The sequence below is a fragment of the Bacillus sp. G402 genome (assembly GCF_051172515.1).
GTDB classification, from domain to species: Bacteria; Bacillota; Bacilli; order Bacillales; family Bacillaceae; genus Bacillus; species Bacillus altitudinis.
In genome coordinates, this window is the sequence record NZ_JBPIZC010000001.1 from 1,587,927 (window position 1) to 1,606,010 (window position 18,084).

Here is an 18,084-nt window from a genome sequence, read left to right on the forward strand (position 1 = left end):
AGCCCTGGTGTCTTATCTAAGAAGTAAAAAGATGAATCCTAAGTATAGCTACTTACATTCAATTTGGACTTTTAAGCCACTTTCCCACTGAACGGCTCCTGTAAAGCTACCCTTGCCGTTTGCTAAACACCAAACTGCTGCTCCTAGAACAACTGTTGCTCCCAATCCAAGAAGGACAGCAACAAATACTAAGAACCAAGCTTGGTCCATAATAGCAGGTTCCATAGTGGAATAGTCAACTTGCGGCGCTGCATAAGTCATACTTTTCACCTCCCAGCTTATGATGATCGTATCATAGGCGTCACACTCCAAACATCAACAGAAGATCCCATTTTTGACCGAACATATTTTCGTGTAAAATGTGACTTTTTATTCAATTGTTCATGTTCAACTGTATAAATTCTCCCTTTTTTACTAGTTTTCACCACAACATAAGAACCACAAGACCCAAATATTGGCAATAAATCCATCTTTTTTCTGCCTTTTTTCAAATAGTTCATTTTCATCATCTCTTCTATTTAATCTTTCATTTTTTTGAGATAGAAAGAATTCCCCCGATATATCAGATATAAAAGTCCTAATTATATGTTGTTATCACATCAAATACGACATATTAACTGATAATTCCGACAAAAGAGTGAGCATATTTTCCTTCTTCTCTTGTCTCTTAAAATATGTATATACAAGAAATTCTGTTGGGAAAAAAGCCCTTGCCTTCTTCCACAGCACATATCATTTTACTTGCATCTCTTTCTATAAAAAAAGCAAAGCAGCCCGACACAAGTATGACTGCTTTGCTTTCATTTATGAGGAACTTGCAGCAGAGGCTGTATCAGGAAAGTAATTGTTCCCAATAATTTCACCAGCAGGAACGTGTGGTCCTGCATCACCATTTCTTTTAAATGGGAGAAGCGGGAAAACAAGTTCTGCTAAATAATAAGATTCTTCTAAGTGCGGATAACCAGAAAAGATAAATGTATCAATACCTAGAGACTGATATTCTATTATACGTTCTGCTACTGTATGCGGGTCCCCGACGAGCGCTGTTCCTGCCCCGCCTCTAACTAAGCCAATGCCTGCCCAAAGATTAGGGCTAATTTCAAGCTTCTCTTTATTCCCTTGATGTAATTCAACCATTCGTTTTTGCCCTACTGAGTCCATCCCTTGTAAAGTCTTTTGCGCCTCATCAATAGTCTCTTGATCTAAATGACGAATCAGATGTTCCGCTGCCTGCCAAGCTTCATCTTCCGTTTCTCTCACGATCACATGAAGTCGAATACCAAACCTCACCGTTCTTCCTTCCTTTTCAGCCTGCTTTTTCACTTGTGCGATTTTCTCTTTTACTTGTGCAGGCGGCTCGCCCCAAGTTAAATAAACATCTGTATGTTTTGCAGCGGCTTGAATGCCTGCTTCTGATGATCCTCCAAAAAAAACGGGTGGATGTGGTGTTTGAGCTGGTGGAAATAGCAGACGTCCATTTTGTGCTTGCAGATGCTTCCCTTGAAACTGAACATTCTCTCCTTTCAATAACCGCTTCCAGATGGTCAAAAATTCTTCTGTTGCCTCATAGCGTTCATCATGAGAAATGAATAGCCCGTCTCCTTCAAGTTCTTCTTTACTTCCTCCCGCTACAACATTGATCAGCAGTCTCCCGCCTGAAAGCCGATCAAATGTGGAGGTCATTCTAGCAGCAACAGACGGCTGCATCAACCCTGGCCGAAGAGCCACAAGAAACTTTAAATGAGTTGTTTCTGCAGCTAAAGCGGTCGCTGTCAGCCATGGATCTTCACAAGATCTACCAGTAGGCAGCAAGACCCCTGTGTACCCAAGCTGATCGGCAGCTTGAGCAATTTGTTTAAAATACGGATAGTCTGCCTGTCTTGCCCCTTTCGATGATCCTAAATAACGCCCATCCCCATGCGTTGGAATAAACCATAGAATATTCATCATATCGCCTCCTATTATTTTCCACCTTGATAACTTGTGCGCCATTTGAGCAGTCGCTTTTCTAACAGCCGTACAAATGAATCAGTCATCTTACCAACTACCGCAAAGATGATAATCCCTACAAACACTTTATCCGTTTGCGAGAATTGTCTTGCATCCATAATCATGTAGCCAACTCCACTACTCGACCCCATCAATTCAGCCACCACTAAACCAAGCCAGGCAATGCCTAATGAAAGCCTCACGCCCAGAAGAATATGAGGAAGGGCAGCAGGTAAAATGAGCTTTGTGATATTTTGATACAGATTAAACTCTAAAGCGCGAGCCACATCGAACAGCTTGTTATCTACACTGCGAATTCCTAGAAAGGTATTGATATAGATTGGAAAAAAAGCCCCAAGTGCAATCAATAAAATTTTCGCTGATTCATCAAAACCAAACCAAAGAATAAATAAAGGAGTCACCGCTAAATGAGGAACTGTTCTCAGCATTTGCAAGGTCGGATCTACATACTGCTCGGTTTTCCTAGAAAAACCGACACACAGACCCATCGCAAGTCCTAAACCTCCCCCAAGTAAAAACCCGCATATTGCTCTGTAGAGACTGATGTAAAGATGGCCAAACAGCTCACCGGAACGAATCAACTCACGAAAAGATTCCGCAATGACAGTGGGTGCAGGTAGTACAGTAGAAGAAACGATTTGAGAAGCAGCAGCTCCCTGCCAAATTGCAATGAGTAAAGCAGGTAAAACAAGTCCTTTTAATATGATGAAGGATGAAGCTTTTCTCCTTTTTTTCTTCATTCGCTCGGTTTTAGTCACAAGGGCTGGGTTAGATGCAGCTTTCATCAACTCTTCTCCTCTTTCAGCATTTTTTCAATGAACGAATTATCTACCACCTGATTGACATCAATCTTCCGCTGAATCGCCTTTGTTTGATATTGAAAATCAGCTGTATGCTGCTGGGCGTTTATGATTTTCTTAGAAATGGGCTCATTGAGCGGCTCTGTATTGTTTAATACTTGTGTCACCACCTTCTGATCTAATTGTTTCAAACGAGCATAAAGTGTAATGGCTTCCTGTTGATGATCTTTCTGCCATTTCACCGCTTTGTCATATACTTTTAAAAATTGCACCACTAGTTCAGGGTGTTCATCGGCAAACTTGGTTCTGACAAGTGTGAATCCAGGTGAATATAAATCGGTCGCTTCTCCATTAACCAGTAGCTTTGCTCCCTTTTCTATCGTTTCAAGTGATAAGAACGGCTCCCAGATCGACCAAGCATCAACTGACCCATTTTCAAACGCAGATATTGCCTCATCCGGCTGAAGCTGAATGATCTGGACATCCTTTGCAGATAAACCTGCCTGATCTAATACTTTGTATAAAAAGTCAAAACCACTGCTTCCTTTGGCAACGGCGATTTTTTTCCCTTTTAAATCTTCTACTTTTTGAATCTCACTGTTCTTATTCACTAAAATCCCATTCGCCTTTAACCCATCCTGAGATAAACCAATTTCCTTAAAATCAATACCTGCTGCCTGACCAGCTATAACAGGTGAATTACCAACCTGTGAAAAATCTAATTGATTGGCGGCAAGCCCTTCGAATTGGGGAGGACCACTTTGGAACTCCACCCACTTGACTTTCACACCTTCTTTTTCAAATGATTGCTCAAACCACCCTTTTTCCTTTGCTAAAAGAAGTGGGCTTAGACTTTGCTGAATCCCAATCCGAACCTCTTTCGGCTTGTCTTCTGATCCATTCGCTGCTTGACCACACCCAGCTAATACAAGGAGGATACCCAGAAAGAGAACGATCCTTTTTTGCCTTTTCATTCGATTTGACCTCCTTAAATTCCTGAGCCATTCGTCAGTAACAGCTCATCTGTTTTCTCAAATTCTGAAAGCACCTTTTGTCTTAAGCTCTGAAAAGCTGTTGACGTTCTATTCCTCGGGAATGGTAAGTTCACGGGAAGGATTTTATGAATTCGGCCGGGTCTTGCTTGTAACAGCACAATTTCATTGGCTAAATAAATGGATTCGTCAATATCATGAGTGACAAGCACCATCGTTGTTCTTTTCTCCTGCCAAATATCCAGCAGCACGTCCTGTAAGTGTTTCCGTGTAAATGCATCTAGCGCACCAAAAGGTTCATCAAGCAATAAAATCTCCGGATCATGCAGGAGTGCTCTTGCAATAGCAACACGTTGTGACATCCCGCCTGAAAGCTCATGTGGATAGGCGTGTTCAAAACCTTTTAACCGAACAATTTCAATTAATTCATCCACTTTGCGGCGAACAGCCGCCTGTTTTAAATTGAAATTGGCAGCGATATTTTCTTCGACCGTCAGCCATGGAAACAAGCGATGCTCTTGAAAGATAAAGCCCTGTTTCATTCCTGGTTCTACCACACGCCTTTCTCCTATCACGATCTCCCCATCATAATCTGTATCAAGGCCTCCAATCATCTTCAGCAATGTACTTTTCCCGCAACCGCTCGGACCAATCACCGTCACGAATTCACCAGGAACGATGGTGAACCTTACGTTTTCAAGCACTTGAATGGTTTGTTTGTCTTTCCAAAAAGACTTATCCACAATATCAACGGAAATAGTCAATGCAAGTTCACTCCTCTTGTCATCAGATAGATACACAGAAAGGCCCTTATCCCAAAAGAGAGATAAGAGCCTTCGTGTTGTCCGATCAGCTATTCATATTGAGTTGTTAGCACCATCCTAAATCATATTATTCCTATAAATCAACTATATTTTATAAAATAGTTATTTCGACCTTGTATGCTTTTCATCAATACGATCGTAAATCTCTTCTATTCGTTCTTGATTGCTGTAAATTTCATATTTGTTCCGCTCAATCAAAATGTCTAATGTGATATCCAAATGTTTTCTGTATTTTTTTCGTTTTTTCTTTTTCTCCATCTTCATCTTCCCTTCAGATTAAAATAAAAAAAGGCCCTTCACTCATGCCTGAGTGAACGAGCCTTCGGTTGACCGATCAGCAATTCTTGTTGGTATTTTCAGTATGCTTATGTTAATACATACTATTCCGACATGTCAACTATATTTATTGTTTTTTCAGATTTATCTAAAAAATGATTGACCGGGCAGTAAACAAGATTTATAGTCTTATTAAATATTTCTTATTAAAGTAGTTGGTTTTATCTAACAAAAGGAGGATACACACATGTCAGAAGAACTTCAATTTCGTTTAGAAACAAAAGCAATACACGCAGGTCAAGAACTGGATTCAGCCACCTATTCAAGAGCTGTACCTATTTACCAAACAAGCTCTTTCGGTTTTAGAGATAGTGAGCATGCGGCGAATTTATTCGGACTTCAGGAACCCGGTAATATTTATTCACGTATTATGAACCCGACAAATGATGTGTTTGAAAAACGGATCGCTGAGCTTGAAGGTGGAATTGGTGCACTTGCTGTCTCCTCAGGACAAGCAGCGACCACTTACTCCATTTTAAACATTGCAGGAGCTGGTGACGAAATCGTATCCTCCAGCAGTCTGTATGGCGGCACATATAATTTATTTGCTCATACCTTGAAAAAGCTTGGAATAACAGTAAAGTTTGTGGATTCCTCAAACCTTGAAGAACTTGAAGCAGCCATTACAGATAAAACAAAAGCAGTGTATGCAGAGAGCATCGGAAATCCAAAAGGCGACATTTTACATATTGAAGCCGTATCAGCCATTGCACACAAGCACCATATCCCGCTAATTGTGGATAACACACTTGCCAGCCCTTATTTGTTAAGACCGATTGAATTTGGCGCAGACATTGTCGTCCATTCAGCGACGAAATTCATCGGCGGCCACGGCACATCCATTGGCGGAGTCATCGTCGACAGCGGCAAGTTTCCTTGGGGTGATAGCGATAAGTTCAAAGGCCTGACTGAACCAGACCCAAGCTATCATGGCCTGACGTATACAGAAGCGATTGGCGAAGCAGCTTATATCACAAAAGCACGTGTACAGCTCTTACGTGATCTAGGGGCGGCTTTATCACCATTCAACTCATTTTTACTCTTGCAAGGCTTAGAAACATTGCATCTTCGCCTTGAACGCCACAGTGAAAATGCATTGAAGACAGCACAATTTTTACAAGATCATCCTCTTGTAGAATGGGTCAGCTATCCAGGTCTTGAAGGCCATGAATCCTTTGAGCTGGCTCAAACTTATTTACCAAAAGGGCAAGGCGCCATCCTCACATTCGGCATTAAAGGTGGCAAAGACGCAGGAAAAAAACTCATTGATTCGGTTCAGCTTTTCTCACATCTTGCAAACGTAGGCGACTCTAAGTCACTCATCATCCACCCTGCCAGCACAACGCATCAGCAATTAAGTGAAGCAGAGCAAAAAGCCACAGGGGTGACACCAGAACTTATTCGTTTATCTGTTGGAACAGAAGCGATTGAAGATATTCTGGCAGATCTAGAACAGGCGATTTCAAAAAGCCAGTCTTAACCAAACAAAAAAAGCACACACCTGTGTGCTTTTTCTTATTGACTAGTGATTGATTAATCGAATATCTTGGAAGGGATAAAACACGAATGATGTTGTCCCTTGAATATCACTCTTTGTAAAAAGACCTAAACCGTTGCGACTGTCCATTGAGTTTTGGCGGTTGTCACCCATGACAAAGTACTTTCCTTTAGGGACTGTAAGAGGACCAAAATCAGGTGTCAGCAAGGTGCCATCTGCGGCAGCTTTCTTTTTGTTTGATGCTAAATAAGGCTCCGCCACTTTTTGACCGTTCACATATAGCTGGTCATTTTTCATTTCGATTTTATCACCAGGTAAACCAATCAATCGTTTCACATAGTGAGTACTGCGGTCTTCCCCATCAAGAACGATGATCTGTCCGCGTTTATAATCGCCGAAGTAATCGACTGTTTTATTCACAAACACCCGCTCTGTATTATGCAGTGTCGGTTCCATAGAAGTCCCCTTTACAATATACGGTGCGAATAAAAAGTTACGAATGATAAAAACAGCAATAAATGCGATTAAGATGGCTTTGATCCAGCCCCATAATTCTGATTTCTTTTTTTGTGTTTTTGTATTTGTTGTCATAAGCTCCTCCTGAAATCCCCTAGGACAAAATGAGTTATCGCCAGCTGACCGCTGACGCCACGCTTGTTTCTCCCTAAATATAAACATATTTTGCCAACAAATCAAGCTGTAAGAGAGAAAAAGGCAAGCACCTTTCTGTGCTTGCCCAAAACTCAGTTAGTTAGCAGAAGAATCCGCTTCTGTCTCTTTGTTTGTTTTACCATAGAAATAATCAGATGGATTCACTGGTTTAAAATCAGATAGCTTATGGAATCGAAGAAGATCCCTGTACAGTACTTTATCTGACAAGCTTAACTGATTATCAACACGGGCTTTAATCGCTTCTGTCTTTTTGTTTTGTTTCACCACTTTACCCGTTTTTGTATCGTAGACCGTATTATCTACAAGGGTATATTTTGGTGTCACATAGTTTCCGTTACGGAATGCAACAGTTTGATCATGCTTCTTAGAGAATAAATCTGTTCCAAAATTCACGTACTCATTTGAATCAATACCTTGTAAGTGAAGAAGCGTTGGCATCACGTCTACTTCACCGCCATACGTATGATTCACGCCGCCTTGTTTCCCAGGGATCCGAATCATGAGCGGTACACGCTGATTTTGTGCATTTTGATATGGCGTAATTTCTTTCCCTTGAATCTCACTCATTGCACGGTTATGGTTCTCAGAAATACCGTTATGATCACCATATAATAGAATCACTGAGTCTTTATATAGACCTGATTTTTTCAAGTCCTTAAAGAATTGTTCTAATGACTCATCCAAGTATCTCGCTGTTTGGAAATAATTATCCACTGTTTTATCGCCAGTTGTTGCCTTAGCGATTGTCGCATCTTTCTCATCTAAATTAAATGGATAATGGTTGGTCAATGTCATTAAGTGTGCATAAAATGGCTTTTTCATTGATTCTAACATTGGGATTGATTCTTTAAAGAATGGCTTATCCTTCAGACCCATGTTTACAAGGTTTTCTTCATCCATGTTGTAATAAGATGCATCGAAGAATTGATCAATTCCCATATGTTTATAAATCGTATCACGGTTCCAGAAAGATTTATAATCCCCGTGAAGCACTGCACTCGTATAGCCTGCTTTTTGATCTAAGATGGCAGGAAGTGATTGGAAGGTATTTTCACCTTTTGTCACAAACGCTGCACCCTCTGGTAAGCCAAACATACTATTATCCATCATGAGCTCAGCATCAGAAGTCTTCCCTTGACCAGTCTGGTGGAAGAAGTTATCAAAATACGTAAAATCTTCTTTTCCATGAGCTAGTTTGTTTAAAAACGGCGTCACTTCTTCTCCATTTAACTTGTAGTCAATTAAAAATGACTGGAAGCTTTCTAAATGGATTTTGATGATGTTTTTCCCTTTAGCTTGACCAAAGTATTCTGCATTTGGTTTCGCATAGTGAGAAGTCGTATAGTTCACGACATCCGTTAAATCATCACTGCTCGCATTTGCTACCTGCGTTGCATTTTGTGCGGTTTGCACGCCGTCATAAATCGCATAGTTATAAACACCTAAATATTTCACAATGTACTTATGATCAAATGTTCTCGTCAATAATTCTGGACGATCTTTTTCAGCTAAGTGTAGGTTAACGAAGAACAGTCCAACACCTGTAGCCACAATCAGCAGTGCGAAAGTTTTTTTCATTTGGAACTTCTTCACTTCTGGTCTCCAAATGACAATGGCAATTAAAATGATGATATCTAGGAAGTACAAAAGGTCATGCGGCTTAATACTTGCTAACACACCGCCAGTCATACCTCCCCCAAGATTACCGGCTTGTTTCATTGTCGGGAATGTTAAAAAATCATCAAAGAAACGATAGTACGCTACATTCGCATATAAAAGTGCGGTCATAATAAAATCAATGACAATTAAAACAATGGCCGATTTACGCCCCTTCAAAAAGAGAGCAAGTCCTAAAAACACGATGGCTGAACTGAATGGATTTAATAAGAGAAGACCCTCTTGAAAAGATCCCTTCACTCCTAAATTAAAGTCCATTTTGTAGGCTGTGTACGATTTTGCCCAAAATAAAAGGACAGCCAAAACAAAAAAGCTATATTTGTTCGCAAATATTTTTTTCATAAAACCTCTTCTTTCTTATTTTCGATCTGATATAAATGAAATCATAAAAAATTTACATTGATTTTGCAAATGTAAATCTTCTGCACCAAGCATTCCGATGCTCTTTTCTCCGCAGGTTACATGTGCTCCTTTAATATAACGAATAAGAAGCATCATAAGTTTCAAAAAAATACGAGTAAATAAAAGGAAAAATATCCATTTACATTAAATTTACTGCCGCTTCATGTTTGAGAGAATGATGAAGGTTTTGTAAATCACTCAGTACTACTTTACTTTTTTCATCTAATCGTGTCAAAGTAATTATAAAGAAAAGGAAGAATCACCTAGGCTTTTCGACTCACTTAGCCAAATTTATACAAAATCCGAACCGATTTGCTTTTTTATTGTGACTCAACCTCCAGCAATCCATGTATCCTCTCTGTTGCCACAAACCTAAAAAACAGTTTTAAACAAAAAAAGCTTGATTTCCTCTGCCAATGTACGGTGTGATAAAGGTATAGCTCCATCAAATAAATCAAGCTGGGGGACATCCTATGAAATCAAACAAACAAATCAACATATTTGAACAAAGATTCTCAGAAGAAGTGATAGACATCATGGCTGTTACAGGACCTTCTGGAGTCGGCGCAGGAAAAGCAGGAAAAGAAACTCTTTGGACTGCTTCAATCCCACTCATTGCATGGAAGGAAAAAGACCGCATCATAACCGAAAAAGTGAGACTGTGCTGGTTAACAGATGAAAAGGGATTACGAGAAAAACAAGCGCAATTACATAAAGAATCTATCGTCACACTTCAAGTACGTAAAGGTGAAGGTGAATTTATGCTCGTTTCACTTGTTGATACAGATACTGAAGATAAGGAACTTCAAGAAATATTAGAAGAAGCTCAACAACCTATCTTTTACCACGATGACAAGCTGGGTACCTTTGAATTAGTGAAAGGACTAGACTTATTTGAAACAACCATCCAGTGGGGCAATGAGGAGTGCCTACTTTACTTCAATCTTGAAGAAGAGGAAGAAACGAATGACTCTCTGAAAACGGCTAGACAACTCGTAGAAGAGCAGACAACATGGGATGCCTCCATGAAGTCATATGCAGCAAATCAGCTGCTTGAACTAGCAAAAGATTGGCAGGAACAAGACGACTCCGCTGAAAATTCAGAAGAGATCACACCGGATCAATTTATCAGCCGCATCTCTCTTGAAAGCCTCCATGCTTATCCAAATGGAGAATTCGAAGCCTACTATCATGACGGAGATTTATTTTGGGGACATGTCATCATTGTCTCTGGCAATATGAATGGAACGTTTCAAGATGCACACATTGCTGGCTAAAGAATGGGGGATGGATAAATGAAGATCAAAGCTTTTGACGAATTAAATCAACTAGGAAAAACTCCTATTGTAGCCAAAATAGGCGGGTTTCGCCCTGATCCATCTAAGTACAGCTGGTTTGCTGGTCATTTTTTCATCCAACGTGATAAAGGGTGGCCGGCAGATCAAGATGGAGCTATGATTCCCATTTTACAAATGTATTTACCCGAAGTACCAGGGGGAATGAACGGCTTTGATGAATATAAGATGATTCAAATTTTCATCAACAAGAAAACCCTTCCGATCGATATCGCCAAAAACGGTGAGGGCTGGAAACTCATTGAATATTCATCAATGGAAGGATTAGAAATCGCTGAGCCCCCTGAAGACGTGAAAGGAATGAAACCTTTCCAGATAGAGTGGCTCGAAGGGGAACAACCGGATTATCCATGCTGGGAGGAAGCTTGGTCATACGTTGACTTATCAGAGGTTAATGAAAGTGAAGAAGCGACAGATCATTTCTTCGAGCATTACTCAAACTACTCGTTTACAAAAATCGGTGGATACGGAGCTTACATCCAATCTCCTCCCCACCAGATGTCAGGAGAATTCATGCTGCAAATCGCATCAGAAGAAAAACCTCGGTTCATGATTGGTGATAACGGGACGATGTATTTCTATTACGACAAAGAAAATAAAGAATGGTTCATGCACTGGGATTGTTTTTAAAACCAATTGAAAGGAACCATTCCCCTTTCTAAACGTAATAAACGATATGAAGGGGGTCAGTGATATGGGATTCATTTTAGACATCTTCAATCTTGCTCTGTATATCCCTTTTTTACAGGTAGATGAAGATGATATATCACGGAATGCAGCACAGCTAAAAAAATACAGCTGGTTTCAAGCGTTATTAAGTGATCAAACGAGCAGAGAGCTGATCATTTATGATCAAGGAGTCCGCCGTGTAATTGGTCAATTTAAGACGAGTAAACTCCATAAGAAGCCATACAACATCAGATGCGAACGAAAGGTACAACAAGCCATACACCGTGCCATGTCAAAACACGGGAAGATCCGCACTTAGCTGTGGCTCTTTCCGTACAAATGTAATAAATCCTTTTGAAGAAAACAATTGACGCTCGGACAACTCTCCCCGTATATTATGTATAAATCCATCTTTTTTTTTAGAAAAGGGGGCCTCACATGCGCTTGTTTAAGAACTGGAGAAAAAAGCAGCACAAACAGCCGATTACTTCAGATACGCAAGAAGACAGCATCCCAATTAATTTTTCCACCCTTCCCTTTGGCACAGACACCATAGATGATTTTTTGTTCAACTTAGACCTAACCTCAAAACTGATAAATCCATACAAAGAAGCAGACACGAACAAATAGAACCTCAACTTTCGTGAACCCTCATCCAATATTGGATGATTTTTTTATACTTAGAGGAAGGTGTCCCCCCTATGAAGACATATTATTTCGTCAGACACTGTCAAGCAGATGGACAATCCGAGGATGCGTCTTTAACGCCTCAAGGCATCACACAATCGCATGAACTCGCACAGTTTTTTTCCGGCATTCAGCTCAACCAGATCATCTCAAGTCCTTATAAACGAGCGATTCAAACCGCTGAGCCCCTTGCTCATGCCAAACAGATAAAGGTACAAATTGACAAACGGCTCTCTGAACGTAGGTTAAGCAGTCAACCAATGGAAGATTGGTATGAAAAACTAAAGCTCAGTTTTTCGGACATGCATATGACCTGTGAAGGCGGAGAGTCGAGCCAAGAAGCGATGAATCGTATTGTAGAGGCACTCTATGAACAAATAAAATTAGGAAGAGATCATACTTTATTCGCCACTCATGGCAATATTATGAGCCTGCTTCTAAAACACGCCGATCCCGCAATTGGATTCAAGGAGTGGGAACAACTAAGCAATCCAGATGTCTACATCCTGAAATATTTTAAAGCAGACCATGTAGAAATAGAAAGAATATGGCATAAATAAAAAAGGCAGGGTTGACCCCAGCCTTTTTCTTATGAAAAACAACTATTGATTATAGTAAAATGTCTGTACCCACTCATAGGGCTTCTTACGATCCGCACACCATTTCACAAAGCCTCTTGTCTCCGTCTGCTGAAATTCCTTCCAGTCCGATAAAAGCTGGTTATAGTAGACTGCTAGTTTTTCAACATTGCTTTGAACATTTTTATCTTCGATCAGTTTCATGACATCTTGAATCCCTTGAATTCGCTCATGATCTTTCTCATAGGTGCTTAAATAAAGATCTTCATGTATATGATGAAACGAATACCACAAAGCCGAGAAATAGGTTTCGCAAATTTGAACAATCACTCGCTGCTCTTTGCTGCCTCCCATCTCTAATGCCTTCAATAAATAGGGCAGACCTTCCCCCTGATGCACAAACAAGCCTTGCCAGCGATACGGTCTCACATCCATTGGATCAATATTTTCCCACTCGCGAAGAACAGGGTGGATCACCCCATGTACCAATGGATACACAAGCAAATGACCATCCTCAAAACGTTCAATGTAATCAAACAGCCAAGCAACAAATGAACGCCGTGCTGCAAATTCATTCTTATTCATCTCTTCAACAAAAGACTGAAGAACCTTTAACGCATCTTTACGCAGCCCCTGTTCTTTCCTTACACAGTACTGTCTAAAAAGCGGATAATCATGTGATCGCTCATCTTCAATCATAGTCTGTAATATCGTCTTCATTTGCAAGATAACAACTCCGCCTCTTTACATTCATTTTATTGAACTATTATAACCAATTGTAACATCCACATGAAACTAGTAAAAAAATGAGTTGTCCTTTTTCTTTTATAAAACCCTTGGCATCCTCAAATCCATTCTTTTCTGTGTTCATGAATGAATTGTATGTCTTTTTGATAATGTTCAAGGTGCCCGTCATGAATCATTTTTTGAAAGGCTCTATCCCCTTCATTCGCTTTTCGCTTCATGTATTGACATAGACCTTCTAAACGCAGCAACACCATGTCCACATAATCTTCTGGTATTTCCTCACCATAAGCTTCAAAAAACAGTTTGACTCTATACTTTATATGGGCTGCATGCTCTAACGAATGATAATTTACGACCTCCCCTGTTACTGTACGAAAAAACCTACTGAGAGGGACACAAGTATAGAGAGTATATGCAATATCCCAAAGCCTTGGACCAGGGGCGGCTACATCAAAATCAATGATTCCCACTGGCTTTTTATTTTTGAAAATAATATTGTACATCGCAAAATCATTATGGCACACAACCTCTATGTTGTTAGGCGTATTGTCCATTCGTTCCCAATCGTCTGAAATGGGAAAATCACAAACAGCATCATGATACAGTCTAAGCATTTTCGCTATTTCTTTTAAAGCATTGTGAGAGCACATGTATTCTTTTAAGGGATCATGACCGGCCACCCCTTCAATGAAGGACAAGATCTCTCTACCTTTTTCATCAACCCCTAAAAATGTTGGAGCATAGGAGAAATTCTTTTTTTCTAAATGCTTTAGCAGCTTTTGTATATTCATATTGTCTGACTTTACCTCTCTGCGAACCGTATCTCCCGAACGATATACGTTGGAGACATTTCCACCTGTCAATAACTCTTCATGATCATTTTGTTTTTTCATAAATTCTCCCCCAAACTGGGTCACAATGATGATGCAAGCTAAAGATGTGCATGTACCCACAAATATTCATTTAGTTACACAAAGGTAATTCACTGTTTTATGTGAATGCGCCAATCCATTCTGTTTCCTTATATGGTTAAATGTATCGTACCAAATGTTGCAAATCATCTAAAGTTTATTCTGTTAAAAGTAGTACATGCTCATTCTGTTCTAATAGGATTCTATTTTCATCTAAATAACTCATTTAAACCACAAAAAAACGTTTCACTACGAGGGTGAAACGTTAGGTTCATGGTAAAAACCAAACTTTTAATAGATACCGGTGACCGGGGTCGAACCGGCACTCCGTGATAAATGATTTCAAAAAGGCAAGGTATACCCTCTGAAAGTAAAGCAGCTGTTAATGAAATAAGAGTTAAAGTTCTTCTTGATATATTGCTGATTTTATCGGCTTTAAAGTCAAAGGAATTTTAAACTCATGAATACTTTCAATATGATGAAAAAAATGATCTATATCGTCATAATCCATTGACCATTCTTCTACTACCTTTAACTTTTTTAACTCGCTTGTTGGTTTAAATAAAAATTCACAGTGCAGTTGTTCCATGTGAGAATAATCATCTTCTTCATAAATTGTAAACTGACGTACAAAATCAAGATGAAAGAGTTCCTCTCCTGTAAAATCATAGACACCACACTGAAATAAAATTTCTTTATCTTCTTCGCCCTCAACGGTCTCCTTTGAAAAAGCCTTAAATGTTTCCCAAACCTTATTTATCTCATCGGTATCTTCACCGATGCTATCTTTAAGATAACTTTCAGCATTTTTAACCGTAATCATTACAACACCTCCTATGTACAATTGATCCAATCCATCTCAATTGTCCTGCCCCTTTAGTTTAATCATAAGGTAACCATCAATAAAGTAAAAGTCAATCTCCTTTGAACACAATTTGAAGTAATTTTTTCGTGTGAAAAATCAGGTAAACAACAAATAAAAAAAGCCCTCCTACAATTTGTAGAAAGACGTTTTAAACGTTAATATTCCTTAATTCTTCTGTAATTGACGATAATAAAGAATATCTTAAACTAGATACCGGTGGCAGGGGTCGAACCGACACTCCAGAGGAACACGATTTTGAGTCGTACTTGAACGTCTGAACCCTTGAACCATTGGCATTATGCTATTTATTCAACATTTCTTAAAATAAAGATGCTAACAAATTAGATTTTGCATAGCATATTCCTTCTTTATACACTAATACATCCGATACATTACATGTTACCCGTTTCCCTTGTATATCCCAAGAATGAGATATTTCATCACGAACATACTCATAAGCAAGTTTTGTCTTTTCAATTGCAGTTTGAGCCGGATTAAAAAGTTCATCTGCATTAGACCTAATAATAGGATTAGTATAATTGACTTGGTTTAATTCAAGCAAATAATCTTCTATTTTTTCACTTTCACATATCAAATGCATGAAATTCACCCTCCAATCGATAATTTTTTAACCAAGTTTTTTCATCATTGAAACAATTTTTATACTTAAACCATTTGGCTTATGTACAACTTCCTCATCGTAGATGCTATACCCCCTTGAACTATACAATTTTATGTTTCTAGTCACGGTCATACGAACTTTGCAGAATATACTAGTTAATTCTTCTTGTACTGCAAAATTTTCTAAAAAACTTAATAATTTTTTGGCAATACCATGACCCTGCATTTCTGGAATTACTGATAGTCTATAAAAATATAAACTATCTTCTTTTATTTTAAAGCGAACCATTCCAACTGGCTGATTATCAATATAACAAATTAAACTCCTCTCTCCGTCTTTTAAGGCAATTAAAACGGATTGCACAGTTTCCTCCAAAGCACTTGAAGGTGGCACTTCGTCTTTATACTCCAAAAATGCCTTTATCATTAAATCATGTATTACCGATGTATCTGATAAATTAGCAAACCTTATCTCCAAATGTATCCCTCCTTTAACATTCTTGTTTAATGACAGGTAAGCACACGATTATATGTACACGATATTTTTATAAGAATCGTATTGAAGATAAATAAAAAACGTTCCTTACAAAGTGTAAGAAACGTTGATTTCATCGTATTTACTACCGATGATATAGATACCGGTGGCCGGGGTCGAACCGGCACTCCGTGAGGAACACGATTTTGAGTCGTGCGCGTCTGCCAATTCCGCCACACCGGCATGATCATTAAAGAGCGCAACTTATAATAATAAAAAATGGTGCCGAGGGCCGGACTTGAACCGGCACGGTAGTCACCTACCGCAGGATTTTAAGTCCTGTGTGTCTGCCAATTCCACCACCCCGGCAGTCTTTTCAAAAAAGGCGACACCCGGATTTGAACCGGGGATAAAGGTTTTGCAGACCTCTGCCTTACCACTTGGCTATGCCGCCATAATTGGAGCGGAAGACGGGATTCGAACCCGCGACCCCCACCTTGGCAAGGTGGTGTTCTACCACTGAACTACTTCCGCATATCAACTGGGCTAGCTGGATTCGAACCAACGCATGACGGAGTCAAAGTCCGTTGCCTTACCGCTTGGCTATAGCCCAATAATAAAATGGGGCGATTGATGGGAATCGAACCCACGAGTGCCAGAGCCACAATCTGGTGCGTTAACCACTTCGCCACAACCGCCATAGATGTTATGAATCATATAATTGGCAGGGGCAGTAGGAATCGAACCCACACCGGAGGTTTTGGAGACCTCTGTTCTACCGTTAAACTATGCCCCTATGAAAATAAAAATGGTGGAGGGGGGCGGATTCGAACCGCCGAACCCGGAGGGAGCGGATTTACAGTCCGCCGCGTTTAGCCACTTCGCTACCCCTCCACATTTGAAAAACAGTGCCGGCAAGAGGACTTGAACCCCCAACCTACTGATTACAAGTCAGTTGCTCTACCAATTGAGCTACACCGGCAAATAGTGGTGGCTCGGGACGGAATCGAACCGCCGACACACGGATTTTCAGTCCGTTGCTCTACCAACTGAGCTACCGAGCCAAGTATTCTTTTTAAAAAATGGCGGTCCGGACGGGACTCGAACCCGCGACCTCCTGCGTGACAGGCAGGCATTCTAACCAACTGAACTACCGGACCATTTTGGTTGCGGGGGCAGGATTTGAACCTGCGACCTTCGGGTTATGAGCCCGACGAGCTACCGAACTGCTCCACCCCGCGACGATATAAAAGATATGGTGGAGGATGACGGGCTCGAACCGCCGACCCTCTGCTTGTAAGGCAGATGCTCTCCCAGCTGAGCTAATCCTCCGAATGAAATGCTGGTATGTATTTCTATAAAAATGGTGACCCGTACGGGATTCGAACCCGTGTTACCGCCGTGAAAGGGCGGTGTCTTAACCGCTTGACCAACGGGCCCTTTATTATGTAAATTGTGGCGGAGAGCAAGGGATTCGAACCCTTGAGACGGGGTTACCGCCTACACGATTTCCAATCGTGCTCCTTCGGCCACTCGGACAGCTCTCCAAATTGGCTCCGCAGGTAGGATTCGAACCTACGACCGATCGGTTAACAGCCGATAGCTCTACCACTGAGCTACTGCGGAATGAAGAAAGCCTGGCGATGTCCTACTCTCACAGGGAGAAACCCCCAACTACCATCGGCGCTGAAGAGCTTAACTTCCGTGTTCGGTATGGGAACGGGTGTGACCTCTTCGCCATCATCACCAGACAATTTAGTGACAAAAGATATTATACTATGTATTACAAATAAATCAAGAGATTTTTGAAAAATGTTCTCTCAAAACTAGATAACAATGTTCATTTTTCACATTAGAATATAGGTTAAGTCCTCGATCTATTAGTATCTGTCAGCTCCACGTGTCACCACGCTTCCACCTCAGACCTATCAACCTGATCATCTTTCAGGGATCTTACTTCCTTGC

At 40.3% G+C, this 18,084-nt stretch carries 19 protein-coding genes, 16 tRNA genes and 2 rRNA genes; 6 read left to right on the forward strand and 31 right to left on the reverse strand.

Translation table 11 applies throughout. The annotated features are described in order from the left end of the window. Nucleotides 1-48 precede the first annotated feature (48 nt). The 6 genes from ACSBQP_RS08295 to ACSBQP_RS08320 all read right to left on the reverse strand — a co-directional run bounded on the left by ACSBQP_RS08295 (nucleotide 49) and on the right by ACSBQP_RS08320 (nucleotide 4,884). On the reverse strand, nucleotides 49-261 hold the full coding sequence (locus tag ACSBQP_RS08295) for a hypothetical protein (protein ID WP_003211695.1): 213 nt from the start codon (nucleotides 259-261) through the stop codon (nucleotides 49-51). A 543-nt stretch (nucleotides 262-804) separates the two neighbouring features. Then, a complete protein-coding gene (gene ssuD, locus ACSBQP_RS08300) occupies nucleotides 805-1,947 on the reverse strand; it encodes an FMNH2-dependent alkanesulfonate monooxygenase (protein WP_035392606.1) in 1,143 nt (380 codons plus the stop codon). Between the two features lie 14 nt (nucleotides 1,948-1,961). Further along, nucleotides 1,962-2,750, reverse strand: a complete 789-nt coding sequence (locus tag ACSBQP_RS08305; protein WP_420952221.1) for an ABC transporter permease — start codon at nucleotides 2,748-2,750, stop codon at nucleotides 1,962-1,964. Between the two features lie 44 nt (nucleotides 2,751-2,794). Further along, on the reverse strand, nucleotides 2,795-3,784 hold the full coding sequence (locus ACSBQP_RS08310) for an aliphatic sulfonate ABC transporter substrate-binding protein (protein ID WP_048001790.1): 990 nt from the start codon (nucleotides 3,782-3,784) through the stop codon (nucleotides 2,795-2,797). A gap of 14 nt (nucleotides 3,785-3,798) precedes the next feature. Further along, on the reverse strand, nucleotides 3,799-4,566 hold the full coding sequence (locus ACSBQP_RS08315) for an ABC transporter ATP-binding protein (protein WP_048001791.1): 768 nt from the start codon (nucleotides 4,564-4,566) through the stop codon (nucleotides 3,799-3,801). A 162-nt stretch (nucleotides 4,567-4,728) separates the two neighbouring features. Then, on the reverse strand, nucleotides 4,729-4,884 hold the full coding sequence (locus ACSBQP_RS08320) for an FbpB family small basic protein (protein WP_034647783.1): 156 nt from the start codon (nucleotides 4,882-4,884) through the stop codon (nucleotides 4,729-4,731). Nucleotides 4,885-5,149: 265 nt separating this feature from the next. On the opposite strand from ACSBQP_RS08320, the gene ACSBQP_RS08325 reads away from it, so the two are divergent. After that, entirely contained in the window at nucleotides 5,150-6,442 is a 1,293-nt protein-coding gene (locus tag ACSBQP_RS08325) for a homocysteine synthase (RefSeq protein WP_019743963.1), read from the forward strand. Nucleotides 6,443-6,484: 42 nt separating this feature from the next. Here the strand turns inward: ACSBQP_RS08325 and lepB are convergent, their stop codons facing one another. Then, nucleotides 6,485-7,051 (reverse strand): signal peptidase I, encoded by a 567-nt coding sequence (gene lepB, locus ACSBQP_RS08330; protein ID WP_017360387.1) that lies wholly within the window; start codon nucleotides 7,049-7,051, stop codon nucleotides 6,485-6,487. 156 nt (nucleotides 7,052-7,207) lie between these two features. Then, nucleotides 7,208-9,151 carry an LTA synthase family protein gene (locus ACSBQP_RS08335; protein WP_046527435.1) on the reverse strand — a complete coding sequence of 648 codons (1,944 nt, stop codon included), beginning with the start codon at nucleotides 9,149-9,151 and terminating at the stop codon, nucleotides 7,208-7,210. 533 nt (nucleotides 9,152-9,684) lie between these two features. Between ACSBQP_RS08335 and ACSBQP_RS08340 the strand changes: the two genes are divergently transcribed. The 5 genes from ACSBQP_RS08340 to ACSBQP_RS08360 all read left to right on the forward strand — a co-directional run bounded on the left by ACSBQP_RS08340 (nucleotide 9,685) and on the right by ACSBQP_RS08360 (nucleotide 12,482). After that, entirely contained in the window at nucleotides 9,685-10,488 is an 804-nt protein-coding gene (locus tag ACSBQP_RS08340; RefSeq protein WP_046527436.1) for a DUF2262 domain-containing protein, read from the forward strand. A gap of 18 nt (nucleotides 10,489-10,506) precedes the next feature. Continuing rightward, on the forward strand, nucleotides 10,507-11,196 hold the full coding sequence (locus ACSBQP_RS08345) for a DUF1963 domain-containing protein (RefSeq protein WP_046527437.1): 690 nt from the start codon (nucleotides 10,507-10,509) through the stop codon (nucleotides 11,194-11,196). Between the two features lie 64 nt (nucleotides 11,197-11,260). Beyond that, nucleotides 11,261-11,554: a hypothetical protein gene (locus tag ACSBQP_RS08350; protein ID WP_024719925.1), complete on the forward strand. Its 294-nt coding sequence runs from the start codon at nucleotides 11,261-11,263 to the stop codon at nucleotides 11,552-11,554. Between the two features lie 119 nt (nucleotides 11,555-11,673). Beyond that, entirely contained in the window at nucleotides 11,674-11,865 is a 192-nt protein-coding gene (locus ACSBQP_RS08355) for a hypothetical protein (RefSeq protein ID WP_046527438.1), read from the forward strand. Between the two features lie 71 nt (nucleotides 11,866-11,936). After that, nucleotides 11,937-12,482: a histidine phosphatase family protein gene (locus ACSBQP_RS08360; protein ID WP_019743958.1), complete on the forward strand. Its 546-nt coding sequence runs from the start codon at nucleotides 11,937-11,939 to the stop codon at nucleotides 12,480-12,482. 42 nt (nucleotides 12,483-12,524) lie between these two features. Here ACSBQP_RS08360 and ACSBQP_RS08365 read toward each other — a convergent pair whose 3' ends face one another. The 23 genes from ACSBQP_RS08365 to ACSBQP_RS08475 form a co-directional block, all read right to left on the reverse strand. Then, entirely contained in the window at nucleotides 12,525-13,226 is a 702-nt protein-coding gene (locus ACSBQP_RS08365) for a hypothetical protein (RefSeq protein WP_046527439.1), read from the reverse strand. 119 nt (nucleotides 13,227-13,345) lie between these two features. Next, nucleotides 13,346-14,140, reverse strand: coding sequence for a phosphotransferase (locus ACSBQP_RS08370; RefSeq protein ID WP_046343022.1), 795 nt, complete (start codon nucleotides 14,138-14,140; stop codon nucleotides 13,346-13,348). Between the two features lie 415 nt (nucleotides 14,141-14,555). Beyond that, a complete protein-coding gene (locus ACSBQP_RS08375; RefSeq protein WP_017360396.1) occupies nucleotides 14,556-14,981 on the reverse strand; it encodes a hypothetical protein in 426 nt (141 codons plus the stop codon). A gap of 361 nt (nucleotides 14,982-15,342) precedes the next feature. Continuing rightward, nucleotides 15,343-15,624, reverse strand: a complete 282-nt coding sequence (locus ACSBQP_RS08380; protein ID WP_181891786.1) for a transglutaminase-like domain-containing protein — start codon at nucleotides 15,622-15,624, stop codon at nucleotides 15,343-15,345. Nucleotides 15,625-15,651: 27 nt separating this feature from the next. Further along, nucleotides 15,652-16,122, reverse strand: a complete 471-nt coding sequence (locus ACSBQP_RS08385; protein ID WP_181891787.1) for a GNAT family N-acetyltransferase — start codon at nucleotides 16,120-16,122, stop codon at nucleotides 15,652-15,654. Between the two features lie 158 nt (nucleotides 16,123-16,280). Continuing rightward, nucleotides 16,281-16,362: transfer RNA gene (locus tag ACSBQP_RS08390), tRNA-Leu, on the reverse strand. Nucleotides 16,363-16,399: 37 nt separating this feature from the next. Then, nucleotides 16,400-16,488, reverse strand: a tRNA-Leu gene (locus tag ACSBQP_RS08395). 14 nt (nucleotides 16,489-16,502) lie between these two features. After that, nucleotides 16,503-16,573, reverse strand: a tRNA-Cys gene (locus tag ACSBQP_RS08400). 5 nt (nucleotides 16,574-16,578) lie between these two features. Next, nucleotides 16,579-16,653, reverse strand: a tRNA-Gly gene (locus ACSBQP_RS08405). A gap of 7 nt (nucleotides 16,654-16,660) precedes the next feature. Next, nucleotides 16,661-16,732 (reverse strand) — tRNA-Gln (locus tag ACSBQP_RS08410). A 9-nt stretch (nucleotides 16,733-16,741) separates the two neighbouring features. Further along, nucleotides 16,742-16,817: transfer RNA gene (locus ACSBQP_RS08415), tRNA-His, on the reverse strand. A gap of 24 nt (nucleotides 16,818-16,841) precedes the next feature. Continuing rightward, nucleotides 16,842-16,915 (reverse strand) — tRNA-Trp (locus tag ACSBQP_RS08420). Nucleotides 16,916-16,928: 13 nt separating this feature from the next. Then, a tRNA-Tyr gene (locus ACSBQP_RS08425) sits at nucleotides 16,929-17,013 on the reverse strand. Between the two features lie 15 nt (nucleotides 17,014-17,028). After that, nucleotides 17,029-17,101, reverse strand: a tRNA-Thr gene (locus ACSBQP_RS08430). Between the two features lie 6 nt (nucleotides 17,102-17,107). After that, a tRNA-Phe gene (locus tag ACSBQP_RS08435) sits at nucleotides 17,108-17,183 on the reverse strand. A 19-nt stretch (nucleotides 17,184-17,202) separates the two neighbouring features. Further along, nucleotides 17,203-17,279, reverse strand: a tRNA-Asp gene (locus ACSBQP_RS08440). Nucleotides 17,280-17,283: 4 nt separating this feature from the next. Continuing rightward, nucleotides 17,284-17,360 (reverse strand) — tRNA-Met (locus ACSBQP_RS08445). Nucleotides 17,361-17,375: 15 nt separating this feature from the next. Further along, nucleotides 17,376-17,451, reverse strand: a tRNA-Val gene (locus tag ACSBQP_RS08450). A 32-nt stretch (nucleotides 17,452-17,483) separates the two neighbouring features. After that, nucleotides 17,484-17,558: transfer RNA gene (locus ACSBQP_RS08455), tRNA-Glu, on the reverse strand. A gap of 17 nt (nucleotides 17,559-17,575) precedes the next feature. Next, nucleotides 17,576-17,666: transfer RNA gene (locus ACSBQP_RS08460), tRNA-Ser, on the reverse strand. A gap of 4 nt (nucleotides 17,667-17,670) precedes the next feature. Further along, nucleotides 17,671-17,745, reverse strand: a tRNA-Asn gene (locus tag ACSBQP_RS08465). A 9-nt stretch (nucleotides 17,746-17,754) separates the two neighbouring features. Next, a 5S ribosomal RNA gene (gene rrf / locus ACSBQP_RS08470) occupies nucleotides 17,755-17,870 on the reverse strand. A gap of 109 nt (nucleotides 17,871-17,979) precedes the next feature. After that, nucleotides 17,980-18,084 (reverse strand): 23S ribosomal RNA (locus ACSBQP_RS08475); the annotation flags it as partial.